This is a genomic window from Streptomyces sp. NPDC002730 (assembly GCF_042888805.1).
Taxonomy (GTDB): domain Bacteria; phylum Actinomycetota; class Actinomycetes; order Streptomycetales; family Streptomycetaceae; genus Streptomyces.
Map to the genome: position 1 here is coordinate 163379 of NZ_JBIAQG010000006.1, position 26874 is coordinate 190252.

Sequence of the window (26874 nt, forward strand, 5' to 3'; positions counted from 1 at the left end):
GTCTGGCGGCGCAGCCCCCCGTCACGGGGAAGGGGCGGGTAGCGGAACAAGCCCCGCCGCAGGCGCTCACCCCGCCCGGTTCTCCACGCGCCGCACGAACTTCAGCCCGGACCAGTCCTCCCCCAGCGCGGCGACCTTCACATCGACGATGCCGAGCGGGAGGAACAGGTCCCGCAGCGCATTCTCGGTGATGTCGCTCTTATGGCCGGCGGCCTTGCGCGGCCATGCGATCCAGAGCATCGCCGGGTCCGCCAGGTGCTCGACGAGCGTCGTCGCATCGGCTGCCAGATCACCGTACGTACGGTAGAAGGCCAGCGTCACATCGGCGTCCCGCGAGCCGCGCTCGCCGACCCTGACACCTTCGGGCAGCTCGGGAATCGTCCAGTCCCCGGGCCGGTGTCTGAGCGCGACGCGCTGGCCCGGCTTGATGCCGAGCTTCTTGGCCAGCGGAGTGCCCGAGTAGCCGGATGTGGTCATACGGGGATTGTCGCGCCGTCCTCGGCCGCACCGCAGCCCGTCGTCCGCTCCTCCCGTATCAGGAACGGTTCCAGCAGCCCCGGTACCGCTTCCGCGGCGAAGGCCAGGCCCTCGCCCTCCGCCGCGTCGTACACCGAATAGGCCCCGGCCCCCGCGGCCGTCGTCGCCGTCAGTGTCAGCACTCCGGCCCGACGCTGGAAGACCGACTGCTTCAGCGTCCAGCCGATGACCCCGCTCCGCTGCAGCGCGACCGTCGCGCGACGGACCGTGCCGGAGCGGGCGACCAGATAGGCGCCGCTGATGCCGTGGCCGAGGTTGCGGTACGCGTCCAGCGCGAGGATCACCGCGATCGGCACCGCCACCGCCGCGCAGGCGGCCGCGAGATACAGCAGGACGGGAGTGACGCGGGCGCCCAGGACAGCGAGCACCAGCACCGGCGGCAGCGACGCCGCCAGCGCCCATCGCAGCCGGCGGGTGCGCGCCGCCCGTGGGTGGCCGATCAGCCGGGCCGCGCTCGTCGGGGCCACGGTCTCGCGCAGCACCTGCGCGGACACCTCGTCGGCCACCGCACGCGGCGCAGCCGGCAGCAGCACCTTGAGGTCCGCGTGTTTGTCATCGTCGTCCTTGACGAGCCCGGTGGCGACGGCGTCCACCCGGGCGGCGCCCAACATCCGCACGCCCAGCGGCTCGACGAGTTCGACGCCGCGCAGCCGCCTCTCCTCTATGGAGATCGAGCGGGCGGTGAACAGACCACGCCGCACCCGCAACGTGCCGCCGGGCTCACGCTCCAGGCGGTAGTTCCACCACATCTCGATCCAGAGGCCGAGAGCGCCGACGACGCCCGCGACCCCGGCCGCGACAACGAGCACCACGAGCATCCAGACGACCGGGGTGTCCCGGAAACGGTCCCCGACCCAGTCGATGACCTTGCCCTGCGCCCCGAACCACTCGCTGACCTGCATCACACCGCCGACCGCCGCGCCGCCCAGCAGCGGGGCGACGAAGGAGACCGGCGCATACCGGATCCAGGACGGGTCGAGTGCGGCGAGCGTGCCCTCGCGGTGGGTGCCGGACGGGTCGACGGCCCGCGCCAGCAGCTCCCTGCGCAGGCGCTCGCCGTCCGCCCTGCTGACCGGGTCCAGCTCCAGCGTGGACTCGCCGCCCGCACTGTGCTCGCCGGTGCCGATACGCACCTTGACCAGGCCGAGGACACGCAGCAGCGGGTTGGCGGTCAGATCGACGCTGCGGATGCCCTCACGGGCCAGCGAACGGCGTTTGACCAGCAGCAGTCCCGTGTGGAGTTCGGCGCGCTCGGGGCCGATGCGGTAGCGGGTCCGGCGCCACCGTACGTAGTCCGCGCCCGTGCCCGCGGCGATGAGCAGAAGCGCCCCGGCCAGCACCCGGCCGAACGCCTGCCACAGCGGCATGGCGCCCGCGAGGCCGAGGGCGATGGGCAGCCCGGCGCCCGCGGCCACGCCCGCCATGACGAGCGCGGTGACCAGGACCGTACGCCGGTCGAGTCGCCGCCAGCCGTCCTGCGGGGAACTCATGTCGCGTCCCCGGGCGTGGCCTGGGTGATCCGGGTCAGCTGCTCGGCGAGCTCCGCTGCGAACTCATGGTCGAGCCCCTCGATCTTGATCGCACCTTTGGAGGAGGCGGTGGTGACGATGACCGTGGCGAGCCTGAACGCCTGTTCCAGCGGCCCGCGCAGCGTGTCCACGGTCTGGATCCGGGACATGGGTGCGATCCGCCACTCCTGCCAGAACGCGCCCGTACGGACATAGACCGCTTCGTCCGTGACCTCCCAGCGATGCACCCGGAACCACCACGCGGGGAAGAAGGCGGTGCAGGCCAGGCCCAGCGCCCCCAGCACCCAGGCGACCGTCAGCAGCCACGGCCGTGCGGGCGCGATCAGTGCGCCCAGCACGGCCAGGACCGCCACCGGTACGGCGGTCGTCAGCAGCCACTGCACTCGCCACCAGCCGACGACCCGCTCATTGAGCGTGTTGTCCGGCGGTCTCAGCCGTACCGCACCCTCCCCCGTCATCTGCTCAACGACCGCGTAGCGTGCGGTACTTGGCGACGAGCGTCGAGGTCGAGCTGTCCAGCTGCTCGCCCCTTCCTTCGGTCAGCACCGGCTCGATCTTCTTCGCGAGAACCTTGCCGAGCTCGACGCCCCACTGGTCGAAGGAGTCGATGTTCCAGATGGCGCCCTGGACGAACACCTTGTGCTCGTACAGCGCGATCAACTGCCCCAGCACGGACGGCGTCAGCTGCTCGGCAAGGATCGTCGTCGTCGGGTGGTTGCCCCGGAACGTCTTGTGCGGCACCAGCTCCTCGGGCACGCCCTCCGCCCGTACCTCCTCCGGGGTCTTGCCGAAGGCGAGCGCCTGCGTCTGCGCGAAGAAGTTGGCCATCAGCAGATCGTGCTGGGCGACCAGACCCGGCGCCAGGCCCGCGACCGGATTGGCGAAGCCGATGAAGTCCGCCGGGATCATCTTCGTGCCCTGGTGGATGAGCTGGTAGTACGCGTGCTGGCCATTGGTGCCGGGCGTGCCCCAGACCACCGGACCGGTCTGCCAGTCCACCGGATTGCCCTCGCGGTCCACGGACTTGCCGTTGGACTCCATGTCGAGCTGCTGGAGGTAGGCGGTGAACTTGCTCAGATAGTGGGAGTACGGCAGCACCGCATGCGTCTGCACGTCGAAGAACTCGCCGTACCAGACCCCCAACAGGCCCAGCAGCAGCGGCACATTGGCCTCCGCCGGGGCCGTACGGAAGTGCTCGTCGACCAGGTGGAAGCCGTCGAGCATCTCCCGGAAGCGGTCCGGACCGATCGCGATCATCAGCGAGAGGCCGACGGCGGAGTCGTAGGAGTACCGCCCGCCGACCCAGTCCCAGAACTCGAACATGTTCGCCGTGTCGATGCCGAAGTCGGCGACCTTCTCGGCGTTCGTCGACAACGCCACGAAGTGCTTGGCCACGGCCTCCTGGCCGGCCTGGAGACCGGTGAGCAGCCAGTCGCGGGCGGATGTGGCGTTGGTGATGGTCTCGATGGTGGTGAAGGTCTTGGAGGCGATGATGAAGAGCGTCTCGGCCGGGTCCAAGTCCCTTACGGCCTCGTGCAGATCGGCCCCGTCGACGTTCGACACAAAGCGGAACGTCAGCTCGCGTGCGGTGTAGGAGCGCAGTACCTCGTACGCCATCGCCGGGCCCAGATCGGAGCCGCCGATGCCGATGTTGACGACGTTCTTGATGCGCTTGCCGGTGTGCCCGGTCCACTCGCCCGACCTGATCCGGTCGGAGAAGGCGCTCATCTTGTCGAGCACCGCGTGCACCGCGGGCACCACATTCTCGCCGTCCACCTCGATCACGGCGTCACGCGGGGCGCGCAGCGCCGTGTGCAGAACGGCGCGGTCCTCGGTGGTGTTGATCTTCTCACCGCGGAACATCGCGTCCCGCAGCCCGGATACGTCGGTGGCCACGGCCAGCTCGCGCAGCAACGCCAGCGTCTCGTCGGTCACCAGATGCTTGGAGTAGTCGAGGTACAGATCGCCGACCTGGAGGGTGTACCCGGTGCCGCGCGCCGTATCGGCCGCGAACAGCTCCCGCAGATGCGTCTCCCCCAGCTGCTCGCGGTGCTTGCCGAGAGCAGTCCATTCGGGCGTCTGGTTGAGCCTGGTACGGCCTTCTGCGTTCATCTCAGCCCACTTCTTCTCGTACCTGCCTGCATGCCCCACTGCGTCTCCAACCTAATTGATCAGCGGGGTCAGCGACGCGACAGCCGACACGAAGAGTCCGGCCGCCAGCAGAGCGGGTGTGTTCGGTCCCCAGGCGGCGGCCGCCGCACCGCCCAGCAGTGCGCCGAGCGGGGCTCCGGCGACCGCGAGCGTACGGAAGGCGGAGCTGATCCGGCCCAGCATCGCCGCCGGACTGCGCTCCTGCATCAGCGTCGTCCGATTGACGTTCCACACCATGCCCATGACCCCGAAGACCGCCATCGCGGTGATCGTCACCCACAGCTCGCGCACCGATCCCATCGCGACCAGGCATCCGGTCTGCACGATCCCGGCGGCGAACACGCTCCGTATTCGGCCGAAGCGCTCGGAGAGCCTGCGGGCCAGCAGACCGCCGACCGCGCTGCCCGCCCCGACGGCCGTGATCACCGCCGCATACCCGCCGTTCCCGGCGTCCAGCCAGCCGGTGACATGGACGACGAGGGTGGCGATGAGGGCGCCCATGCCGATGTTGCAGAGGGTGGTGGCGATACAGAGTCCGCGTTGCGCGCGGTCCCGCCACAGGGTCCGCAGCCCTTCCCCGATCTCGCCGCGCAGGGTGCTGCCCGCCGCTCCGCTAGCCCTCGATGGCGCAGTGACCCGCAGTGAGGCGACGAGGACCGCCGCCACGACATACGTCGCCGCATCCGCCGCGTACGGCACGGCGGCGCCCACCACGAGCAGCACCGGTACCACCGGCGCGGCCAGGAAGCCGCCGACGATCTGCTGTGCGGTCATCAGCCTGGCGTTGGCACTGCCCAGCGCCTCGGCCGGCACCAGCGAGGGCAGCAGGGCGGTGGCTGCGTTGTCGAAGAGCGTCTGGAGCGTGGTGAGCGCGAAGGCGAGTCCGAACAGCAGGGCCATCGAGCCCAGATCCAGCCACACCGCGACGGCGAAGGCGGCCATCAGCGCGCCCCGCAGCAGATCGACGGCCCACATCGCCCGCTGCTGGTCCACCCGGTCGGCGACCGCGCCGCCGAGCAGTCCGAACAGCAGCCAGGGCAGATAGCCGCACGCCGTCACCGAGGCGATCAGCAGCGGGTCGTCGGTCAGTGAGGCGGCGAGCAGCGGCATCGCGGCGATCTGGAGCGAGTCGCCGAACTTCGAGACGACGGCGGCCGTCCACAGCCGTCCGAACCCCCCGCGCCATGCGGGTGTTCGCGCCTGTGCCGCTTCGGTCGCCGTCACAACATCCCCTTCCGGTCCGTGATTCAGAACCGTAAGGGGTGCCACTGACACCGAAGCAAAAAATCCGGCCGGGCACCTTGGGTGTCCGGCCGGACCGCAACTTCTAGATCTCGCCCCGCAGTTTGGCGAGCGCCTCGGCGAGGATCGCCTCGCCGTCCGCGTCGCTGCGCCGCTCGCGTACGTACGCGAGGTGCGTCTTGTACGGCTCGGTGCGCGGCGGGTCCGGCGGGTTGTCCCGGTCCTGACCGGCCGGGAACCCGCAGCGCGGGCAGTCCCAGTTGTCCGGGACCTGTGCGTCACTGGCGAAGCTCGGCTGCGTCTCGTGCCCGTTGGAGCACCAGAAGGAGATGCGGAGGCGTGGCGCGGACTCGCCTCGCTCAGCCTCGCCCATCGGCCCCGCTCCGACCCGGCTTCCCCGGATCGCGTTGCCACTTGCCACGGTCGTAACTCCCTGCGTGATGGTGCTGCACAGCGTCTCACAGCGGCTGCGCCGCGAGTGCCCCAGTCTACGTAAGGCCCAACGCTCGTCCAGTGATTGGAGTTACACCCGACCCCGGGACGCGGAAGGCGTGGGTCAGCTGTCCAGCTTCATCAGCAGACCAAGTACGACAATGCACGCAAACCACAGCAGACCGATAACCACAGTGATGCGGTCGAGGTTGCGCTCGGCGACCGAGGAACCACCGACCGAGGACTGCATACCGCCACCGAACATGTCGGAGAGACCGCCGCCCTTCCCCTTGTGCATCAGCACCAGCAGCATCATCAGCAGGCTGAAGACGATCAGGGCAATCGAGAACCCGACAATCACGGCTGGACCAACTTCCTCGGACTGAATGGATGACGGGGGCCGAGTGGCATTTCCATGATGCCTGCTCGGCCCCCGCAAGGGTACGACGGATCCGCGCTACCGCATACTTACTGGTCGCGGAACCGGACGATCTTGACGAACTCCTCGGCGTCCAGCGACGCACCACCCACCAGAGCACCGTCCACATCGGGCTGTGCCATGATCGCGGCGACGTTCCCGGACTTCACCGAGCCGCCGTACTGGATGCGGACCTTGTCGGCCAGCTCCTGGGAGTACAGCTCGGCAAGACGCCCGCGGATCGCCCCGCAGACCTCCTGCGCGTCCTCGGGGGTCGCGACCTCGCCGGTACCGATGGCCCACACCGGCTCGTACGCGATCACGATGGACTCGGCCTGCTCGGCCGGGATGTCCTTCAGCCCGCCGTCGAGCTGCGCCAGCGTGTACTGGACCTGGTTGCCCGCCTTGCGGATGTCCAGGCCCTCGCCGACGCAGAGGATCGGGGTCAGGCCGTGCTTGTAGGCCGCCTTGACCTTGGCGTTGCAGAGCTCGTCCGTCTCGGCGTGGTACTGCCGGCGCTCGGAGTGGCCCACGACGACGTAGGTGCACTTCAGCTTGGACAGCATCGAGCCCGAGATCTCACCGGTGTACGCACCGGCGTCGTGCGCCGAGAGGTCCTGGGCGCCGTACTTGATCTTGAGCTTGTCGCCGTCGATCAGGGTCTGTACGGACCGCATGTCGGTGAAGGGCGGCAGGACGGCGACCTCGACGGCGTCGTAGTCCTTGTCCGCCAGGGCAAAGGCGAGCTTCTGGACGTGCGCGATGGCCTCGAGGTGGTTGAGGTTCATCTTCCAGTTGCCCGCCATGAACGGGAAACGGCCCTGAGCAATATCAGTCATAAGGGGGTCAGTCCTCCAGTGCGGCGAGGCCGGGGAGCGTCTTGCCCTCGAGGTACTCGAGGCTGGCGCCACCACCGGTGGAAATGTGGCCGAATGCGTTCTCGTCGAAGCCCAGCGTGCGTACGGCAGCGGCCGAGTCGCCGCCGCCGACGACGGTGAAGCCGTTGCTGTCGAGCAGCGCCTGAGCCACGGCCTTGGTGCCCTCGGCGTAGTCGGGGTGCTCGAAGACGCCGACCGGACCGTTCCAGAAGACGGTCTCGGCGTCGGCGATCTTCGACGCGAAGAGCTCGCGCGACTTCGGGCCGATGTCCAGGCCCTCCTTGTCGGCGGGGATCTTGTCCGCGTCGACCGTGATGAAGTCGGCCGGGGCCTTGGTCTTCAGGTCGGGGAACTCGCTCGAGGCCAGGACGTCGACCGGAAGCACCAGCTCGACGCCGTTCTTCTCGGCGCGCTCCATGTACTCGGTGACGGTCGGGATCTGGTCCTCCTGGAGGAGGGAGATGCCGACCTCGTAGCCCTTGGCCTTGAGGAAGGTGTAGGCCATGCCGCCGCCGATGAGGATGCGGTCGGCCTTGCCGAGCAGCGAGTCGATGACACCGAGCTTGTCGGAAACCTTGGCGCCACCGAGGATCACGACATAGGGGCGCTCGACCTCCTCGGTGAGCTTCTTGAGAACTCGGACCTCGGTGGCGATGAGGTAGCCGGCGGCGTGCGGCAGGCGGGCGGGCAGGTCGTACACCGAAGCGTGCTTGCGGTGTACGGCTCCGAAGCCGTCGCCGACGTACACATCCGCGAGCTCGGCGAGCTGGTCGGCGAAAGCGCCGCGCTCCGCGTCGTCCTTGGACGTCTCACCGGCGTTGAAGCGGAGGTTCTCGACAACGGCGACCCGGCCGTCGGCGAGGCCCGCGACGACGGCCTTGGCCGAAGCGCCGACGGTGTCGGTCGCGAACGCGACCTCGGCGCCGAGCAGCTCACCGAGGCGCTTCGCGGCCGGGGCGAGCGAGAAGTCCGGGTCCGGAGCACCCTTGGGACGGCCCAGGTGAGAGGCGACGACGACGCGCGCGCCCGCCTCGGCAAGCTTGGCGACAGTCGGCACAACAGCTCGAATACGGCCGTCGTCGGTGATGGTGGTGCCGTCGAGCGGCACATTGAGGTCGGCGCGGACGAATACCCGCTTGCCGGCGACCCCGTCGGCGAGAAGTTCGTCGATCGTCTTCATGAATAGGGCTCCTCAGGCTGGGCGTGCGACAGGGCTCGGACTGCGCTGCGTTGCGCTGCCCGAGCCCTGTCGATCACATGTTGCTGCTCTCGTTGCTGATTAGAGCTGACCGCCGACGAAGACCGTGAGGTCGACCAGACGGTTGGAGTAGCCCCACTCGTTGTCGTACCAGCCGATGACCTTGACGTTCTTGCCCTGGACCATGGTCAGGGAGGAGTCGAAGGTGCAGGAGGCCGGCCAGTTGACGATGTCCGAGGAGACGATCGCGTCCTCGGTGTAGTCGAGGATGCCCTTGAGCTCACCCTCTGCGGCCTTCTGGAACGCGGTGTTGACCTCGTCCTTGGTGACCTCACGCTCGAGCTCGATGACCAGGTCGGTCACGGAGCCGGTGGGGACCGGGACGCGCATCGCGATGCCGTCGAGCTTGCCCGCCAGCTCCGGGATGACCAGCGCGGTGGCCTTGGCGGCACCGGTGGTGGTCGGGATGATGTTCTCGGCGGCGGCGCGGGCGCGGCGCAGGTCCGAGTGCGGGAAGTCCAGGATGCGCTGGTCGTTCGTGTACGCGTGAACCGTCGTCATCAGGCCCTTGACGATGCCGAAGTTCTCGAGGAGAACCTTGGCCATCGGCGCCACACAGTTCGTGGTGCAGGAGGCGTTGGAGATGACGTGGTGGTTGGCCGCGTCGTACTTGTCCTGATTGACGCCCATCACGATGGTGATGTCCTCGTCCTTGGCCGGAGCCGAGATGAGGACCTTCTTGGCGCCGCCGGCGATGTGCTTCGCGGCGTCGGCCTTCTTCGTGAAGATACCGGTGGACTCGATCACGATGTCGACGCCCAGCTCGCCCCACGGAATGTCCGCGGGGTTGCGCTCGGACAGCACCTTGATGGTGCGGCCGTCGACGGTGATGGTGTCCTCGGTGTGCGACACGTCGGCCTTGAGGCGGCCCAGAATGGTGTCGTACTTCAGCAGGTGGGCGGTGGTCGCAGTGTCACCAAGGTCGTTGACAGCCACGATCTCGATGTCAGCACCCTGCTCCAGCAGCGCGCGGAAGTAGTTACGACCGATGCGGCCAAAGCCGTTGATGCCTACGCGGATCGTCACGAACCGATCTCCTCGTTGGTACGCCGGGTTTCGACGCCGGCGAGCTGTATGGGATGTCCCCGACCGCCTACGACCCTACCCCCCTGGCGGCCCCGGAGTGACATCGAGAGGGCCCGTGCGTGGCCCGGCGGACCCTACCCCCCAGTAGGGGCGAGAGCCGCCGGACCTCCGCCGGGACCAGGGCGTTGTGGCCGACCCGGTCCCGGCTACGCAGCGTCAGCGCCGGAGGGCGCTCAGCGCCTTCCCGATGACCTGCTTGCGGTCGGCCGCGCCGGGCACATGCTCCAGGCCGAAGCCCAGCAGCACGGTGTCCCGGGTGGTGACGGCCGCCTGTGTGTGGAAGAGCGCCTGGGCACGCGCCCAGTCGCCCGCGTTCCCGGGGCTGCCGGCCGGCGGTCCGGGGACGCTCCACGGTCCCAGGGCGGTCTCGAAGCCCTCGGGACCCTGCGCGGTCCCGGAGACGACGAGCCTGGTGTCGTCGACGAAGGCGCCGATTCCGCCGGTGCCCGGGTCCGAGACATAGGAGACGGAGAGCTCGACCTGCTTGCCCGCGTAGGCGCTGAGGTCGATGGAGACCGGCTGCCAGCCGTTGGAGGAGCCGGTGAAGCGGTTCCAGGCGCCACTGGTGCCGGTCGCCGTGCAGCCGCTGTCGGCGACGGTCAGATAACGGGCGAGGAAGGGGTGGCCCGCCACATAGAAGCCCTCCTCGCACTGGACGGGCACCGTGGTGGTGGTGCCGCCGTTGGCGTCCGGCAGGGTCGTCCAGTCGTCCTGGCCGACCGTGTGCGCCTCCACGATGACGTTGTCGTAGCTGCGCTCGGTGTCGTAGCTGAGCTGGAACTGCAGGCTCGGCTTGGCGCCGGCCGCCGTCCCGGACAGGTCCACGGTCCGTGCCAGCCGCATGTACGCGTTGTCCTGGTGCTTCGCCGCCGCGAACCAGGAGCCTTCGGCCGGCTCGAACGGGGTGCGGATGCCTGGGAAGTCGCCCGCGGGCGCGCTCCTGAACTTCGGGAACTGGTCGGGCTTCAGGGTGTCCGAAGTGACGGTGTACGCACCGGCCAGGTCGAGCGGGTTGCCGGGCGCATCGGCGAGAGAGGCCTTCGCACCCGCGAGTTTCCCGGCGCCCGCGAAGGACGGCGGGGACTTGAGCCCGATCCGGTTGTAGGCGCCGAGGTAGTACTGGGAGAAGTCGTTGGAGTCGGCGCCGCCGAGGTCGATACTGCCGCCGGCCTGCTCACCGGCGTTGATCAGCTTGCCGCCCTCGTTGAGGAAGTCCCGTACGGCCCGGGTGGTCGCAGCGGAGGGCTGGTTGGCGCCGGTGTACCAGACGACTGTCTCGAAGTTGCCGAGCACGCCGAGGGCGTTCGGGACGCCCTGTGTGGCGACGTCCCAGACGGCGGCCTTGTGGCCGTTGTCGGCGAGGGCCTTGGTGTATGCGGCGGTGTGCTGCGCCGCGACGGTGCCGCCCTCTTCCGCGAGCACCAGCGTGTCGCCGCGCGGCCGTTCGGCGATCGTGTATGTGAAGTGCTCGCTGGCGGTGGGCTTTCCGGCCCTGGTCTCGCCGGTGAACCAGACCTCGACCTTGTCTCCGACGTCGCCGTCCTGCACCTTGGCGCGGTACTCGTCGAAGCGGATGTTGTCGTCGCCGCCGTAGGTCTCGCCGCCCTTCCAGGCCTTGAGTGCCTGGTCGTGCGTACGGCCGCCGTTGACGCGGTACTTGAGCTCCTTGTCGCGTACCGACTTGCGGGCGACGACGGACACTTCCTGGTCGCCGCCGCGCGCGTAGGAGGTGGTGAAGGCGTCAGGGGTGAAGTCCGCGGCCGTAAGCCCCAGCGAGGAGGACGGCTGGTCGGCGTGGGCGGCGGTCTCGGCGACGGAGAGCGCGAACGGGATGTTCTTGGCGAACTCCTGCTGAATCAGCTTCTCGTCGTCCGGGAAGGTGAAGACCGAGGCGCAGTCGGCCGCGTTCCAGGGGTCGTTGGGGTCGATGCGCGAGGCAGTTCCGCAGGTCGACATCTCCGGGGTGTACATCATCATCCCGTTGACGTTGGCGGCGTGTCCGTCGGCCTCGCCATTGGTGGTGTAGAGCTCGGAGGAGACCTGTGGGCGGTAGCCGGGAACCGCGGACTTCTCGGGCGTACCGGCGAGCGACTTGTAGAGGACGTCGTCCGGCGTCGGGGTCGCGACCTGCCAGCCGACTCCGTACAGCAGCAGCTGGGCCGCGGAGTGGTAGTTGATGCCGTACTCGAAACCGATGCGCTTCTCGAAGGCGTCGAGGGCCTTGGTCTCGGGCTCGGAGGCAGGGCCGGTGCCGCGGAAGGTCTCGTCGGCCGGGTCGGGGGACGAACCCTCGTTGTCGTAGCCCCACTTGTAGGCGAAGTTGCGGTTGAGGTCCACGCCGTCGCCGGGGGCGATCTTGCCGTCACCGTTGTTGTCGCGCAGGTTCTTGCGCCACTGGCGCTGGTCGGTGCCGGTGAAGGTGTAGTCGTAGCCGTCGGGGTTGGCGGAGATGACGAACCACAGCTCGGTGGAGTCCACGATCTTGGTGACCCGCGGGTCCTTGCCGTAGTTGGCGAGGTAGTAGTGCATCAGCCGCCGGGTCATCTCGGGGGTGATCCACTCGCGGGCGTGCTGATTGGAGAGGTACAGCGTGGAGGGCTTGGAGCCGTCCTTGTACTTCTTGGCACCCTTGCTGATCTTGAGAGCGAGGATGTCCTGGCCCTTGAGGGTCTTGCCGATGCTGACGACCTTGGTCAGGTTCGGGTTGGCCTGTCCGGTGGCGAGGATCTCGCGCTGCAGGCCGTTGTCGCCGCTGTACGGGCGGAAGACGCCGTCGCCCGCGGCCGCCACGCGCTTCTCGGACTTGGCCGAGACCGTGTGCTCGGTGATGTCGACGCCCTGCCCGCGCAGTTCGCCGGCCTGCTCCTTGGTGAGGAACAGCTCGACAGTCGCGGTGCCCTTGTCGGGCACCTGCTCGGTCAGTTCATGAGCGTCGGTGCCTGCGGCGAGGATCAGAGGCACCTGCGCCTTACCGACTTTCGCGTGCCATACGGAGAGTCCGTCGCCGCCCTCGCCCCCCTGTTGAGCTTGGGCGATCGGTGCCGCCGCCAGTCCGGCTGCGAGCAGTGAAGCCGCTGCGAGGATCGATCTCGCTCTGCGTCTCATTAGCCCCCCTTGCTGTTGTGTGCCCCGAAAGTGGCCAGACGCCAGGCTCATGTCACCTCATGATCATGTCAAGAGTGCTTACAGGTGGACACAACGACGCTGTCGGCGCCGCGAGGGCGCCGACAGCGGTCGGTGAAACGTGGAGGCTGACATTCGGCGGACACTCAGCCGACGAGGCCGTCCGCCATCTCCTCGGTGAGATTGGACTCCGTACCCGGAATGCCGAGGTCCTGGGCCCGCTTGTCGGCCATCGCCAGCAGCCGGCGGATCCGGCCCGCGACCGCGTCCTTGGTCAGCGGCGGGTCGGCGAGCGCCCCCAGCTCCTCAAGAGAGGCCTGCTTGTGCTCCATCCGCAGCCGGCCGGCGGCGGCGAGATGCTCGGGCACCTCCTCGCCGAGGATCTCCAGCGCGCGCTGCACCCGGGCACCGGCGGCGACCGCGGCGCGGGCCGAGCGGCGCAGGTTGGCGTCGTCGAAGTTGGCGAGACGGTTGGCGGTGGCGCGCACCTCGCGCCGCATCCGCCGCTCCTCCCAGGCCAGTACGGACTCGTGCGCCCCGAGACGGGTCAGCAGCGCGCCGATCGCGTCCCCGTCCCGTACGACGACACGGTCCACGCCGCGTACCTCGCGGGCCTTGGCGGCGATGGAGAGCCGGCGGGCCGCGCCGACCAGCGCGAGGGCTGCCTCCGGACCGGGGCAGGTGACCTCGAGCGAGGAGGAGCGGCCCGGCTCGGTGAGCGAGCCGTGCGCCAGGAACGCGCCGCGCCAGGCGGCCTCCGCGTCACAGGTGGCGCCGGAGACAACCTGCGGCGGCAGTCCGCGGATCGGGCGGCCGCGGCCGTCGACCAGACCGGTCTGACGCGCCAGCTGGTCACCGCCTGCCACCACCCGTACCACGTAACGGGAGCCGCGGCGCAGTCCGCCCGGCGCCATCACCATCAGCTCGGAGCTGTGCCCGAAGATCTCCAGGATGTCCCGCTTGAGCCGCCGCGCCGCAATCCCTGTGTCCAGCTCCGCCTCGATCACAATGCGACCGCTGACCAGGTGCAGCCCGCCCGCGAACCGAAGAATCGCCGAGACCTCTGCCTTTCTGCAGCAGGTCCGGGTGACGGGAAGCCGGGAGATTTCGTCCTTCACCGCTGCCGTCATCGCCATGGGCCGATCCTTCCATGCATCCGAAAAATACGGTCGTACGCGGCGGCCAACAGCTCCGGGTCGTGCTTCGGAACTCCGTCGGGCGAGGCCACGGGCGCCAGCTCGACCGCGGCGCCGAACCGCTTGGCGGCGTCGGCGAGGGACTCGCGGTCGGGCACGGCGGCCTCGTCGGCCAGCACCACGTCCAGGGCGAGTTTAGGCGCGTGTCGTCCCAAAACCTCCAAATGACGCTGCGGTGAGAAGCCATCGGTTTCACCGGGCTGCGGCGCGAGGTTGAGCGAGAGGACCCGGCGGGCTTTCGTCTCGATCAGCGCGTCCAGCAGCTCGGGCACCAGCAGATGGGGGATCACCGAGGAGAACCAGGAGCCGGGGCCGAGAACCACCCAGTCGGCGTCCAGGACGGCGGCAACGGCCTCGGGGACGGCGGGCGGGTCGTGCGGGACGAGGTGCACCGACTGCACCTCACCGGGTGTCAGCGCGACGGTCGCCTGGCCGCGCACCGTGTCCACATCGTCGGGGCGCGCCGGGTCATGGCCCCGTACCAACGCCTGCAGCTCCAGTGGCACGGCGGACATCGGCAGCACCCGGCCGTGCGCACCCAGCAGTTTGCCGACCAGGTCCAGGGCCAGGACATGGTCGCCGAGCTGCTCCCACAGGGCCACTATCAGCAGATTGCCGACCGCGTGTTCGTGCAGTTCGCCCTGGGACTGGAAGCGGTGCTGGATCACCCGTGCCCAGGTCTGGCCCCAGTCGTCGTCGCCGCACAGCGCCGCCAGGGCCTTGCGCAGGTCGCCGGGCGGCAGCACGCCGAGCTCGTCGCGGAGCCGGCCGCTGGAGCCGCCGTCGTCGGCGACGGTGACGACCGCGGTGAGGTCGCCGGTGATACGGCGCAGGGCGGTGAGCGACGCGGACAGGCCCATGCCGCCGCCGAGCGCGACGACCTTGGGCTGCGCGCCGCGTTTCCGTCCCGACAGCGCGTGCGTGGACCTGCGCAGCCGCCGCAGACGGAGATTGCGTCCGGTCACTCGCGCCCCATGTCCCGGTGGACGACGACGGTCTCGATCCCCGCCGAGGAGAGCCGGGCGGCCAGCTTCTCGGACGTGGCGACGGAGCGGTGCTTACCACCGGTGCAGCCGACCGCGATGGTGACGTACCGCTTGCCCTCGCGCCGGTAGCCCGCGGCGATCAGCTGGAGCAGCTCGGTGTAGCGGTCCAGGAACTCCTTGGCGCCGGGCTGGTTGAAGACGTAGTTCGAGACTTCTTCGTTGAGGCCGGTGAAGGGGCGCAGCTCCGGGACCCAGTGCGGGTTCGGCAGGAAGCGCATGTCGACGACGAGGTCCGCGTCGACCGGCAGTCCGTACTTGAATCCGAACGACATCACCGTGGCGCGCAGCTCCGGCTCCTCGTCGCCCGCGAACTGGGCGTCCATCTTGGCGCGCAGCTCATGGACGTTCAGGCTGGAGGTGTCGATCACCAGGTCGGCGTCGCCGCGCAGCTCACGCAGCAGATCACGCTCGGCGGCGATGCCGTCGACGATCCGGCCGTCGCCCTGGAGGGGGTGGGGCCTGCGAACCGACTCGAAACGGCGGACCAGGGCGTCGTCGGACGACTCGAGGAAGACGATCCGCCGGGTGACCTGCTTGGAGTCGAGGTCGGCGAGGGATTCGCGGAGGTTGTCGAAGAACCGCCGGCCGCGGACGTCGACGACGACGGCGATCCGGGCGACATTGCCCTGCGAGCGGGCGCCGAGCTCCACCATGGTGGGGATCAGCGCGGGCGGCAGGTTGTCGACGACGAACCAGCCGAGGTCCTCGAGACACTTCGCGGCCGTGCTGCGCCCGGCGCCCGACATTCCGGAGATGATGACCAGCTCGGGGATGGCCGCGTCAGCGGCTCCGCCGGGCTCGGTCGTGGTGCCCGTACTCACGTCTGCTGCTCCGTCTCCATCGTGCTCAGTCATGTCGTGCTGCCCCCGTCGCTCTCTTCAATGATCTCTCCTGTTGCCGTATTCACGGCAGGCGCGGCAGGAGCCGCCTGGGCGAGGGCCACTACGACGGCCTCCGCCGTCTTCCGGCCCATGCCCGGTACCTCGCAGATCTGCTCGATTGTCGCCTGCTTCAGCCGCTTCACCGAGCCGAAATGCTTGATCAGAGCCTGCTTCCGGGTGTCGCCGAGGCCGGGGATCGCGTCCAGCGGGCTGGTCCTGATGCGATGGCGCCGCTTGGAGCGCTGGTAGCGGATGGCGAAGTCGTGAGCCGTGTCACGGACCCGCTGAAGCAGATACAGGCCCTCGCTCGAGCGGGGCAGGACCACGGGATCGTCGTCGTGCGGCAGCCAGACCTCTTCGAGGCGCTTGGCGAGGCCGCAGACGGCGACATCGTCGATGCCGAGCTCGTCGAGGGCACGCTGGGCGGCGGCCACCTGGGGCTGTCCGCCGTCGACGACGACGAGCTGGGGCGGATATGCGAAGCGCTTGGGCTTTCCGTCGTCGTCGGGGGTGTCGTCACCGATCCACTCCCCCGTCTTGTCCTTTTCTGCGAGGTACCGCCTGAAGCGGCGGGCGACCACCTCGTGCATGGACCGGACGTCGTCCTGCCCCTCGCCGTGCCAGATTTGCTCGTCTCCGACACGACCCTTGATCTGGAAGCGGCGGTACTCGCTCTTGCGGGCCAGGCCGTCCTCGAAGACCACCATGGACGCCACGACGTCCTCGCCCTGGAGGTGCGAGATGTCGAAGCACTCGATCCGCAGCGGCGCCGAGTCGAGGCCGAGGGCCTCGGCGATCTCCTCCAGTGCGCGGGAGCGGGTGGTGAGATCGCTGGCCCGTTTGGTCTTGTGCAGGCCGAGCGCCTGTACGGCGTTGCGCTGGACCGTCGCCATCAGGTCCTTCTTGTCGCCGCGCTGCGGGATGCGGAGCGAGACGTGCGAGCCGCGGCGGTCGCTCAGCCACTGGGTGACCGCGTCGGTGTCCTCGGGGAGGGCGGGGACGAGCACCTCCTTGGGGACGGCATCGCCGCGCTCCTCGCCGTACAGCTGCTGCAGGGCGTGTTCGACGAGGCCGGCGGTGTCGACGGCCTCGACCTTGTCGGTGACCCAGCCGCGCTGGCCGCGGACGCGTCCGCCGCGGACGTGGAAGATCTGTACCGCGGCTTCGAGCTCGTCCTCGGCGACGGCGATCAGATCGGCGTCGGTGGCGTCGGCCAGCACGACGGCGTTCTTCTCCAGGGCCCGCTTGAGGGCCTCTATGTCGTCGCGCAGCCGGGCGGCCTTCTCGTACTCCATCTCATCGGCGGCCGCCATCATCTGCTTCTCCAGGCGGCGGATGTACGTGCCGGTGCGGCCGGCCATGAAGTCGCAGAACTCCTCGGCCAGTTCGCGGTGTTCCTCGGGGGTGACCCGGCCCACGCAGGGCGCCGAGCACTTGCCGATATAGCCGAGCAGGCAGGGCCGGCCCTTCTGGGCGTGGTTCTTGAAGACCCCGGCGGAACAGGTGCGTACGGGAAAGACGCGGAGCATCAGGTCGACGGTCTCGCGGATAGCCCAGGCATGTCCGTACGGACCGAAGTAGCGCACCCCCTTCTTCTTGGCGCCACGCATGACCTGGACCCGTGGAAAGTCCTCGTTGAGGGTGACCGCGAGATACGGATAGCTCTTGTCGTCCCGGTACTTGACGTTGAACCGGGGGTCGAACTCCTTGATCCAGGAGTACTCCAGCTGCAGCGCTTCGACCTCGGTGGAGACGACGGTCCACTCGACGGAGGCTGCCGTGGTGACCATGGTGCGGGTGCGCGGGTGCAGATTCGCCAGATCCTGGAAGTAGTTGGCCAGGCGCTGGCGCAGGCTTTTGGCCTTCCCGACGTAGATCACCCGGCGGTGCTCGTCGCGGAATTTGTAGACCCCCGGGGAGTCGGGGATCTGTCCCGGCTTGGGGCGGTAGCTGGAGGGGTCTGCCATGTCGACCACCCTACTGGCGGGCGGTGACAGTGCGGTCATGTCCGGGCACCCGGCACCGTGGGGGAAGCGCCGGGCGCCCGGGGCTCGTCGGGGCTCCGCCCCGAACCCCTCCCCCTACGGGGGACCCACCTCAAGCGCCGGAGGGGCTGAAATTCAGCCCACCCGGCGTCCGAGGGTTACGACCGAAGGTCGTCCGCGGTCCGGGGCGGAGCCTCCGGCCGATCAGGCGCGGCGGCGCAGACGGACGGCCGTCAGCCCGCACAGGGCGAGGGCCGCGAGGGCGCCTGCTCCGGCGGCCGCCGAGGCGAAGGTGACGGCGCCCTTCCGATCGTTCTCCTCATGCGCGGCGTAGCCGCCCGCGCCGCCCTTGCTCGCGTACGCCGACCCGGGGAGCTTGTCCGCGTACGCGGCACGGACCCGGGCCCGGTAGGCGGCGAGCGTCGTGCCGTGGCTGCCCACCGCCCGTATCGCGTCGTCGTCCAGCGGAAGGACCTTCGGGCCCTTGTTGACGTACCAGGCGTCGATCTGCGGTTCACGGAACACCGTGCCGCCGGGCAGCTTGCGGGCGCCCTGCTCCGCGTACCGGATCTCGTCGTCGCCGGTGGCGATGTTGACCACCTGCCACCGACCGCTCTGGCGGGCCGTCCACAGCGAGGCCTTCCGGCCGTCGGACGACACCGCCTGGGCGGCAAGGAACTCCAGCCGGGCGACGGGAGCGCCCGCTTTCCCGGCCACGAACTCCGGCGTGAGCGTGTAGACGGGGACGGTGCCGCCTTCGACGCGGGGAGCGGCCGCCGCCCTGGTGGCGGCCCCGTCGCGGGCGAAGAAACGGGACAGGGTCTGAAGGGTTGCGGGGGCCGTGGCGGCGCGCCCGGCCTCGGCACGATCCGCCGCGGAGGGGCCGCCGGCGCCGGTGCTCGCGGCGGTGGCCGTGCCGATGGCGCCGAGGGAGAGACAGGCCGCGAAGGCCGCGGTGACGGAGGCGCGTGGGGTCCTCTTCATCGCGCTCACGCCCCGATCCGGTAGAGCGAGTGGGTCCAGGAGAAGGAGTCGTTGTCGACGTACCAGGCGTGGGAGGCCCAGTTGTAGCGGTCGCTGGAGGGCCATGGATCGCCCCAGTAGACCCAGCTGTCGGCGTCGTCGTAGCCGTAGATCACATGCATGTGCCCACCGCCGCTCGACCACTGGATACGGGTCTCGACGGGGCGGTTTGCGTCGATCTCGGTCTGTACGGTCGGGTAGCGCAGCCAGCCTGTGACATACGACCCCGAGTTGATGCCGGCCCAGCGCAGGCCAGTCTGGACATTGCCGAGCGTGGCCTGCGAGTTGGGGCACTCGCTGCCCTGCTGGCGGCTGAAGGCGGCGTTGCAGAACTGGTTCTGGGAGTAGTTCCTGCCGAAGTACGCCGCGATGGTGTTGCCACCGGCCGCCCAGCACCAGTTGGTCTTCTGCTGCGCCTGCATGGCGATGTCCAGGCGCTTCCAGGCGAGGGTGGCACGGGTTTCGGAGGGGGCGTCCGTCTGCGCGGCGGTCTGCGCGGCGGTCGCCGTCGGCATGGGCAGGGTGAACAGTGCAGCCAAGACGGCCACTGCGGCAGGCAGCCGTCTCTCGGTGTTGCGCATCGCGTTCCTCCCGAGGGGGGGTGGGGATGGAGGAGCGCGTCCGGACGCTGCGGATGAGCATCAGTCCTTGTCGAGACCAGGTCAACACGCTTCAATGCGGGGTGACACGCGCTGTGAATGCTGCGGCCGGGATGTGAACACCTCCGTCCCGCTCCACCTGCACGCCTGTCGCCGCCCACCCACAGCGGTTCGCCAACCTCGTGAACATTCACTCGATCCCTGAAACCCCTGAGACCCCCGAGATCCCTGAGATCTCTGAGATCCCTGAAAGCCGCTGGAGGAACCATGGGGCACACCGAGGCCGATCTGGCACAGGTGCTGCACACCGGCCCGTTCCATCTGGCGCTGCGCGCCGCCCTCGCGGTGCGTGGACTGCCGCTCCAGCGAGTGCAGCACCACCTCGCCCACCGCGGCATCAAGGTGGGGGTGACCAGCCTCAGTTACTGGCAGCAGGGTGCGCGCCGCCCGCAACGGCCCGAGTCGCTGCGCGCCGTACGCGCCTTGGAGGAGGTGCTCGAGCTGCCGGGGAACTCGCTGATCCGGCTGCTCGGCGTCGGCGAGGGCGGCGCGCGCGGCGATGTCGAGCGCCCCGCCGCGCGCTCGTACCGCTCACTGGTGGAGGCGTCCGGCGCGGTCGAGCAACTGCTGGCCGACCTCGAGCAGCCGACGGACGGTGGGCTGCACACGGTCGGGCACCACGAGCGGGTACGGATCGGGGCGGGGCGCGAGCTGGTGGAGCGCGACTCGCAGCACGTCGTACGCGCCCACCGTGACGGCATCGACCGCTATCTGGCCATCCACCACGGCGACCCGGGCTGCGACCCGGCCCGGGTGGAGGTGAGCGCGCTGGAGAACTGCCGCACCGGGCGGGTGCGGTGGCACCGGGAGACCGGGGTGCTCGTCGCAGAGCTGCTGTTCGACGCCCGGCTGCGCGCGGGTGAGACGTACTTCTTCGGCTACGGCTTCGAGGACGGGACCGGCGGGCCGAGCGGTGAGTATGTGCGGGGCTTCAGCTTCGCGGGCGGGCAGTACGTCCTGCAGGTGCGCTTCGACGAGGGTGCGCTGCCGGTGCGGTGCCGCAGGTTCGCGCAGGCCACGACGGGTACGCCGCGGGGTGCCCGGACGGATCTGACGCTGAGCGGACGGCACCGTACGGTCCACACCGTGGAGCAGGGCGTACGGCCCGGGATCCTCGGGATCGACTGGGACTGGGAGTGAGCAGCCGACCTGTTGACGGCTAGGGCGGGTTTGGGAAGTCCCGCCCTAGGCGTCGGGGGCCGCGACGAGCTTGCCGCCCGCCACCTTGACCGGGACCTCGGGGAGCGGCACGGTCGCCGGGCCGCGGACCGCCTTTCCGGTCGTGACGTCGAAGCGGCTGCCGTGGCAGGGGCAGTTGCCCTCGGTGCCCTCGAGCTTGTCGAGGACGCAGCCCGCGTGCGTGCACTGTGCGCTGAAGGCCTTGTACTGGCCCTTGGCCGGGCAGCTGACGACGAGGCGCTGCTCGCGGTAGAGCTTGGCGCCGCCGACCGGGACGGCGTCGGCCGAGCCGAGGTCGACGGGCGCGGTCGGCGTGGGGTTCTCGGCGTGACCGAGCTTCGATTCGGTGGAGCAGGCGGCGACTCCCAGCCCGGCGGCCCCGGCGAGGGCGGCGCCTTTCAGCACGGTGCGGCGGGCGGTGGGCTGGCCGGACATGGAATCTCCACTGATCAGGGCATCGGTCGGACGGGGCGTCGCGGACAGGGTGTCGCGGACGGGGTGTCGGTGACAGACCCGACGATACCGGCGGAGAACGGCGGCCCTTCGTGCGGGCCACCTGTTACGTCCTGGGGCGATGGGTTACGTTCTGGGCCGTGATCGTCGTCGCCGGAGAGTCCTTGATCGACCTGGTCCCGCAGGGGGGCGGCGAGCCGTTGCCGATGCTGCTGCCGCGGCTCGGTGGCGGTCCGTACAACACGGCTGTCGCCCTGGGACGGCTCGGCGCACCGGTCACCTTCTGCTCGCGTGTCTCGACGGACGGTTTCGGCGAGGCGCTACTGGCCGGGCTGCATTCGGCGGGGGTCGGGACGTCCCTGGTACAACGCGGCCCCGAGCCGACGACGCTCGCGGTCGCGGCCATAGGCGCGGACGGCTCCGCCGGGTACGGCTTCTACGCGCAGGGCAGCGCGGACCGGCTCTTCGAGTTGCCGCCGCCGCTGCCGGATTCGGTACGGGCCCTGGCGCTCGGAACCTGCTCGCTGGTGCTGGAGCCGGGCGCGACCGCGTACGAGGCGCTGCTGCGGCGGGAGGCGGGGCGCGGGGTCTTCACCTTGCTCGACCCGAACATCAGGGGCGGTCTGATCCCTGACGCGGACGCCTATCGGGCGCGGTTCGCCGGGTGGCTGCCGTATGTGTCGCTGCTGAAGCTCTCGGAGGATGACGCGGAGTGGCTCGGCGGCGTGCCCGAGGGGCCTGCGGCGGTGGTACTGACGCGGGGTGCGGCGGGGATGACGGTACGGACGCGGGGCGCGCTGGAGGTCTCGGTTCCGGCCACGCCGGTGTCGGTCGCCGACACGATTGGCGCGGGCGACACGGTGAACGCGGCGCTGCTGCACAGCCTCGCGGCCCGGGACGCCCTGTCGGCGGACGCGTCAGCCGTGCTGGACGCGCTGGACGCGGACGGCTGGCGTGACGTGCTGCGCTTCGCGTCACGGGCGGCGGCGGTGACATGCTCCCGCACGGGTGCGGAGCCGCCGTACGCGTCGGAGCTGGACGGCTGACGGCGGCGGGAGAAGCCGCCGTCCAAGCAGCCGGTTCGTCCTCAAGCGCCGGACGAGCTGAATTTTCCAGCCCGTCCGGCGCTTGAGGACACGACGGTGATCGGCCTCAGGCCTTGCGGGCCCGGCTGGTCCGCGCCGTCGCCGTCTTCTTCGCCGGAGCCGCCTTCGCGGCGACCGAGTTCTTCGCTGCAGCGGTCTTCTTGGCGGCCGTCTTGTTCACCGCTGTCTTGTTCACCGCTGTCTTGTTCAACGCCGTCTTGTTCACCACCGTCTCGTTCACCGACACCTTCTTCGCCGGTGCCTTCTTCGTGGCCCTGCGGGGCGCGGGCACCACCGCGTCGCTGATCCGGTCGGCGTCCAGGATGTCCCGCAGGAACTTGCCGGTGTGGCTGGTCGGGACTCCTGCGACCTGTTCCGGACTGCCCTCGGCGATGACCAGGCCGCCGCCGTTGCCGCCTTCCGGGCCCATGTCGACGACCCAGTCGGCGGTCTTGATGACGTCCAGGTTGTGCTCGATGACGATGACCGTGTTGCCCTTGTCGACCAGCCCGGACAGCACATGGATCAGCTTGCTGATGTCCTCGAAGTGGAGGCCGGTCGTCGGCTCGTCCAGGACGTAGACCGTACTGCCGGTGGAGCGCTTCTGGAGCTCCGACGCCAGCTTCACCCGCTGCGCCTCACCGCCCGAGAGCGTCGGCGCTGACTGGCCCAGCCGGACATAGCCGAGGCCCACCTCGTTGAGCGTCCGCAGATGGCGGGAGATCGTCGGGACGGCCTCGAAGAACGCCAGCGCCTCCTCGATCGGCATGTCCAGCACCTCGGCGATGGACTTGCCCTTGTAGTGGACCTCCAGGGTCTCCCGGTTGTAGCGCGCTCCGTGGCAGACCTCGCACGGGACATACACATCCGGCAGGAAGTTCATCTCGATCTTGATGGTGCCGTCGCCGGAGCAGTTCTCACAACGGCCGCCCTTGACGTTGAAGGAGAACCGGCCGGGGAGGTAACCCCGGACCTTGGCCTCCATCGTCTCCGCGAAGAGCTTGCGGACATGGTCGAAGACACCGGTGTACGTCGCCGGGTTGGACCGGGGCGTACGGCCGATGGGCGACTGGTCGACGTGCACCACCTTGTCGACGAGGTCGTCGCCGTCGACACGGGTGTGGCGTCCCGGCACCGACTTGGCGCCGTTCAGCTCGCGGGCCAGGTGGGTGTAGAGGATGTCGTTGACCAGCGTCGACTTGCCGGATCCTGAGACGCCGGTGACGGCCGTCAGCACCCCGAGCGGGAAGGAGACGTCGATGTCGCGCAGATTGTTCTCACGGGCGCCGTGGACGGTGAGTCGGCGTCCCGGGTCCATCGGCCGGCGGATGTCCGGCGTCGGGATGGACCGCTTGCCGGCCAGATACTGACCGGTGATCGAATCCTTGTTGGCCAGCAGCTCCTTCAACGAGCCGGAGTGCACGACCTTGCCGCCGTGCTCACCGGCGCCCGGTCCGATGTCGACGACCCAGTCGGCCACCTTGATGGTGTCCTCGTCGTGCTCGACGACGATGAGCGTATTGCCCATGTCGCGCAGCCTGACCAGGGTCTCGATGAGCCGGTGGTTGTCGCGCTGGTGCAGGCCGATGGACGGCTCGTCCAGGACGTAGAGCACGCCGACCAGACCGGAGCCGATCTGGGTGGCGAGCCGGATGCGCTGCGCCTCGCCGCCGGAGAGGGTGCCGGCCGCGCGGTTCAGCGACAGGTAGTCGAGGCCGACGTCGACCAGGAACTTCAGCCGTTCGTTGACCTCCTTGAGCACCCGCTCGGCGATCTTCTTGTCGCGGGCGTTCAGCTTCAGCTCGCCAAGGAAGTCCGCGCACTCGCTGATCGACATCGCGGCGATGTCGGCGATGGACTTCTCCATCACCGTGACCGCGAGGACGATCGGCTTCAGCCGGGTGCCCTCACAGGTCGGGCAGGGCACCTCACGCATATAGCCCTCGAAGCGCTCCCTGCTGGAGTCGCTCTCGGCCTCGCTGTGCCGCCGCTTGACGAACTGCACGGCCCCCTCGAAGGCGGGGGTGGTGTAGGCGCGCTCTCGTCCGTATCTGTTGCGGTAGCGCACCTCGACCTGGGTCTTGTGCCCGTACAGCAGGGCCTTCTTGGCGCGCTGCGGCAGTCCGGCCCAGGGCATGTCGGTGGAGAAGCCGAGTGCCTGGGCGAGGCCGCCGATCAGCCGCCCGAAGTACTCCTTGGTGTGGCCGTGCGACCAGGGGTGGATCGCCCCTTCGTCGAGGGACTTCTCCTCGTCCGGGACGATCAGCTCGGGGTCGACCTCCATGCGGGTGCCGATGCCGGTGCAGTCGGGGCAGGCGCCGAAGGGCGAGTTGAAGGAGAAGGAGCGGGGCTCCAGCTCCTCGAAGGAGAGATCGTCGTACGGGCAGTAGAGGTGCTCGGAGTACATCCGCTCACGCTCGGGGTCGTCCTCGGCGAGGTCGACGAAGTCGAGCACGACCATGCCGCCGGAGAGGCCGAGCGCGGTCTCGACCGAGTCGGTCAGCCGGCGCTTGGCGCTGTCCTTGACAGTGAGGCGGTCGACGACCACCTCAATGGTGTGCTTCTCCTGCTTCTTCAATGTGGGCGGCTCGGAGAGCTGAATGGTCTGCCCGTCGACCCGCGCCCGGCTGTACCCCTTGGTCTGCAGATCGGCGAAGAGGTCGACGAACTCTCCCTTGCGCTCGCGCACCAGCGGCGAGAGCACCTGGAAGCGGCTGCCCTCGGGCAGCTCGAGGACCCTGTCCACGATGGCCTGCGGCGACTGGCGCGTGATGGGCCGGCCGCACTCAGGGCAGTGCGGCTTGCCGATACGGGCGAACAGCAGCCGGAGGTAGTCGTAGACCTCGGTGATGGTGCCGACCGTCGAGCGCGGGTTGCGCGAGGTCGACTTCTGGTCGATGGAGACGGCCGGGGAGAGGCCCTCGATGAAGTCGACGTCCGGCTTGTCCATCTGTCCGAGGAACTGCCGGGCGTATGAGGAGAGCGACTCTACGTACCGGCGCTGCCCCTCGGCGAAGATCGTGTCGAACGCGAGGGACGACTTGCCCGACCCCGAGAGCCCGGTGAAGACGATGAGAGAGTCACGCGGGAGGTCGAGCGAGACGTTCTTGAGATTGTGCTCGCGAGCGCCACGAACGATGAGACGGTCGGCCACGCCGGTGCGCACCTTTCTTGAGATAAGCGGGGGCACAGCCCCCGTCCCAGACTAGGGGGGCCGCCGGATCGATTGAATCCAAGCTGTGAATCGGCTGCCGTCATCCAGGATGCCGGATACCTCTGACGAGCCTATAGCACGCGCATTCGAATTACGGCTGCGCTCTGCCACCTTCACCCGATCGTGTGGCGCGACTATCGTCAGCCCCATGATCGATCCACTGCGCGACCTGGCCTCTGTACGTGAAGCGACCGACCGGCTCCTCAGCGCAGCCGCCGGACTGGACGACGTCGGCACCGCGGAACCGTCGCAGCTTCCGGGCTGGAGCCGCGGTCATGTCCTGGCCCATCTCTCCCGTAACGCCGACGCACTCGTAAATGTTCTCGACGGCCGCCCGATGTATGTGAGCGCCGAGGCGCGCGAGGCCGACATCGAGCGGGACGCCCCCCGCACCCTGGCAGCCCAGCTCGCCGATGTGCGTGACACCGCCGCCCGCTTCCAGGCCGTGGGCGCCGTCCCTGCCGACTGGAGCCGCACCGTCGAGCTCCGTAACGGTGTGACGGATGTCGCGGCCCGCGTCCCGTTCCGCCGTCTCATCGAGGTCGAGCTGCACCACGTGGATCTGGGCATCGGCTACGCGCTGGAGGACCTGCCGGAGGAGTTCACCGGGCGGGAGATCGCCTTCCTCGCGCAGCGTTTCTCCGGCCGCGCCGGCGTCCCGCCGACCCGGATCGTCGCGGACACCGGCGAGTGGCAGACCGGCGGTGAGGACGGCGCCCCGGTCACGGTCTCCGGGGCCGCCCCCGCGCTGCTCGGCTGGCTCGCCGGCCGTCGCGACGGAGCGGACCTGGACACCGCGGGAGCCCTGCTTCCCGCACTGCCCCCGCTATAGGCTTGCCCCATGACGTACAGCGGAGTGGTGAAGGTCGGCGGCCGGGCCGATGTGCACGAGTTGACGGACCTGATGATCTCCAAGGTCGCGGTCGGCCCGATGGACAACAACTCCTATCTGCTGCGCTGCCGGACCACCGGCGAACAGCTGCTGATCGACGCGGCCAACGAGCCCGAGACCCTGCTCCATCTGATCGGTGACGACTCCATTGCGTCCGTGGTCACCACCCACCGCCACGGGGACCACTGGCAGGCACTGGCCGAGGTCGTCCGGGCAACCGGCGCACGCACCTTCGCCGGCCGTTACGACGCCGAGGGCATTCCCGTCCCGACCGACGTACCGGTCGAGGACGGGGACACGATCCGCGTCGGCCGCGTCGAGCTGACCGCCCGCCATCTCGTGGGCCACACCCCGGGCTCCATCGCCCTGGTCTACGACGACCCGCACGGCCCGCCGCACGTCTTCACCGGCGACTGCCTCTTCCCCGGTGGGGTCGGCAACACCTGGAAGGACCCCGAGGCCTTCGCGAGCCTGGTCAACGACGTCGAGACGAAGCTCTTCGACCAACTCCCGGACGAGACCTGGGTCTACCCGGGCCACGGCAAGGACACGACGCTCGGCGACGAGCGGCCGCATCTGCCGGAGTGGCGCGAGCGCGGCTGGTAGC

At 69.4% G+C, this 26874-nt stretch carries 23 protein-coding genes; 4 read left to right on the forward strand and 19 right to left on the reverse strand.

Features of this window, described 5'->3' with window-relative positions; all coding sequences use genetic code 11:
- Positions 1-66: 66 nt before the first annotated feature.
- The 17 genes from ACFYXH_RS17065 to ACFYXH_RS17145 all read right to left on the reverse strand — a co-directional run bounded on the left by ACFYXH_RS17065 (position 67) and on the right by ACFYXH_RS17145 (position 19366).
- A complete protein-coding gene (locus ACFYXH_RS17065) occupies positions 67-477 on the reverse strand; it encodes a DUF3052 domain-containing protein (protein ID WP_389563271.1) in 411 nt (136 codons plus the stop codon).
- Positions 474-2027: a PH domain-containing protein gene (locus ACFYXH_RS17070; RefSeq protein ID WP_389563272.1), complete on the reverse strand. Its 1554-nt coding sequence runs from the start codon at positions 2025-2027 to the stop codon at positions 474-476. The genes ACFYXH_RS17065 and ACFYXH_RS17070 overlap by 4 nt, the downstream gene beginning before the upstream one ends.
- Positions 2024-2524 carry a PH domain-containing protein gene (locus tag ACFYXH_RS17075; RefSeq protein WP_389563274.1) on the reverse strand — a complete coding sequence of 167 codons (501 nt, stop codon included), beginning with the start codon at positions 2522-2524 and terminating at the stop codon, positions 2024-2026. The genes ACFYXH_RS17070 and ACFYXH_RS17075 overlap by 4 nt, the downstream gene beginning before the upstream one ends.
- Positions 2525-2528: 4 nt before the next feature.
- Entirely contained in the window at positions 2529-4178 is a 1650-nt protein-coding gene (gene pgi, locus ACFYXH_RS17080; protein WP_389563276.1) for a glucose-6-phosphate isomerase, read from the reverse strand.
- 51 nt (positions 4179-4229) lie between these two features.
- A complete protein-coding gene (locus tag ACFYXH_RS17085; protein WP_389563278.1) occupies positions 4230-5441 on the reverse strand; it encodes an MFS transporter in 1212 nt (403 codons plus the stop codon).
- A gap of 103 nt (positions 5442-5544) precedes the next feature.
- Positions 5545-5880 (reverse strand): RNA polymerase-binding protein RbpA, encoded by a 336-nt coding sequence (locus tag ACFYXH_RS17090; RefSeq protein WP_078947476.1) that lies wholly within the window; start codon positions 5878-5880, stop codon positions 5545-5547.
- Positions 5881-6015: 135 nt separating this feature from the next.
- Positions 6016-6252, reverse strand: a complete 237-nt coding sequence (gene secG / locus ACFYXH_RS17095; protein WP_326649177.1) for a preprotein translocase subunit SecG — start codon at positions 6250-6252, stop codon at positions 6016-6018.
- Between the two features lie 107 nt (positions 6253-6359).
- A complete protein-coding gene (gene tpiA, locus ACFYXH_RS17100; protein WP_389563280.1) occupies positions 6360-7148 on the reverse strand; it encodes a triose-phosphate isomerase in 789 nt (262 codons plus the stop codon).
- A gap of 7 nt (positions 7149-7155) precedes the next feature.
- Positions 7156-8367 (reverse strand): phosphoglycerate kinase, encoded by a 1212-nt coding sequence (locus tag ACFYXH_RS17105; protein WP_389563281.1) that lies wholly within the window; start codon positions 8365-8367, stop codon positions 7156-7158.
- A gap of 99 nt (positions 8368-8466) precedes the next feature.
- Entirely contained in the window at positions 8467-9471 is a 1005-nt protein-coding gene (gene gap / locus ACFYXH_RS17110; RefSeq protein ID WP_389563283.1) for a type I glyceraldehyde-3-phosphate dehydrogenase, read from the reverse strand.
- Between the two features lie 216 nt (positions 9472-9687).
- Entirely contained in the window at positions 9688-12636 is a 2949-nt protein-coding gene (locus ACFYXH_RS17115; RefSeq protein WP_389563285.1) for a M14 family zinc carboxypeptidase, read from the reverse strand.
- A 164-nt stretch (positions 12637-12800) separates the two neighbouring features.
- Positions 12801-13790: a DNA-binding protein WhiA gene (gene whiA / locus ACFYXH_RS17120; protein ID WP_215093490.1), complete on the reverse strand. Its 990-nt coding sequence runs from the start codon at positions 13788-13790 to the stop codon at positions 12801-12803.
- Positions 13781-14815 (reverse strand): uridine diphosphate-N-acetylglucosamine-binding protein YvcK, encoded by a 1035-nt coding sequence (yvcK, locus tag ACFYXH_RS17125; protein ID WP_389563287.1) that lies wholly within the window; start codon positions 14813-14815, stop codon positions 13781-13783. Before yvcK ends, whiA begins: the two co-directional genes overlap by 10 nt.
- Positions 14812-15750: an RNase adapter RapZ gene (gene rapZ, locus ACFYXH_RS17130; protein ID WP_385303390.1), complete on the reverse strand. Its 939-nt coding sequence runs from the start codon at positions 15748-15750 to the stop codon at positions 14812-14814. Before rapZ ends, yvcK begins: the two co-directional genes overlap by 4 nt.
- A complete protein-coding gene (gene uvrC, locus ACFYXH_RS17135; protein WP_389563289.1) occupies positions 15747-17744 on the reverse strand; it encodes an excinuclease ABC subunit UvrC in 1998 nt (665 codons plus the stop codon). The genes rapZ and uvrC overlap by 4 nt, the downstream gene beginning before the upstream one ends.
- A 222-nt stretch (positions 17745-17966) precedes the next feature.
- The gene (locus tag ACFYXH_RS17140) at positions 17967-18746 is read right to left on the reverse strand and encodes a hypothetical protein (protein WP_389563891.1); all 780 of its coding nucleotides are present in this window, start codon (positions 18744-18746) and stop codon (positions 17967-17969) included.
- A gap of 5 nt (positions 18747-18751) precedes the next feature.
- Positions 18752-19366 (reverse strand): papain-like cysteine protease family protein, encoded by a 615-nt coding sequence (locus ACFYXH_RS17145; RefSeq protein WP_389563291.1) that lies wholly within the window; start codon positions 19364-19366, stop codon positions 18752-18754.
- A gap of 285 nt (positions 19367-19651) precedes the next feature.
- Here ACFYXH_RS17145 and ACFYXH_RS17150 point away from each other — a divergent pair, with 285 nt between their 5' ends.
- A complete protein-coding gene (locus tag ACFYXH_RS17150; protein ID WP_389563293.1) occupies positions 19652-20584 on the forward strand; it encodes a hypothetical protein in 933 nt (310 codons plus the stop codon).
- Between the two features lie 45 nt (positions 20585-20629).
- Here the strand turns inward: ACFYXH_RS17150 and ACFYXH_RS17155 are convergent, their stop codons facing one another.
- On the reverse strand, positions 20630-21058 hold the full coding sequence (locus tag ACFYXH_RS17155) for a Rieske (2Fe-2S) protein (protein ID WP_389563294.1): 429 nt from the start codon (positions 21056-21058) through the stop codon (positions 20630-20632).
- 158 nt (positions 21059-21216) lie between these two features.
- Between ACFYXH_RS17155 and ACFYXH_RS17160 the strand changes: the two genes are divergently transcribed.
- Positions 21217-22122, forward strand: coding sequence for a carbohydrate kinase (locus tag ACFYXH_RS17160; RefSeq protein ID WP_389563296.1), 906 nt, complete (start codon positions 21217-21219; stop codon positions 22120-22122).
- A 106-nt stretch (positions 22123-22228) separates the two neighbouring features.
- On the opposite strand, the gene uvrA is transcribed toward ACFYXH_RS17160, so the two are convergent.
- Positions 22229-25315: an excinuclease ABC subunit UvrA gene (gene uvrA / locus ACFYXH_RS17165; RefSeq protein ID WP_389563298.1), complete on the reverse strand. Its 3087-nt coding sequence runs from the start codon at positions 25313-25315 to the stop codon at positions 22229-22231.
- A gap of 208 nt (positions 25316-25523) precedes the next feature.
- Here uvrA and ACFYXH_RS17170 point away from each other — a divergent pair, with 208 nt between their 5' ends.
- Positions 25524-26207: a maleylpyruvate isomerase family mycothiol-dependent enzyme gene (locus ACFYXH_RS17170; protein WP_389563299.1), complete on the forward strand. Its 684-nt coding sequence runs from the start codon at positions 25524-25526 to the stop codon at positions 26205-26207.
- Positions 26208-26216: 9 nt separating this feature from the next.
- Entirely contained in the window at positions 26217-26873 is a 657-nt protein-coding gene (locus ACFYXH_RS17175; RefSeq protein ID WP_389563301.1) for an MBL fold metallo-hydrolase, read from the forward strand.
- Position 26874 lies beyond the last annotated feature (1 nt).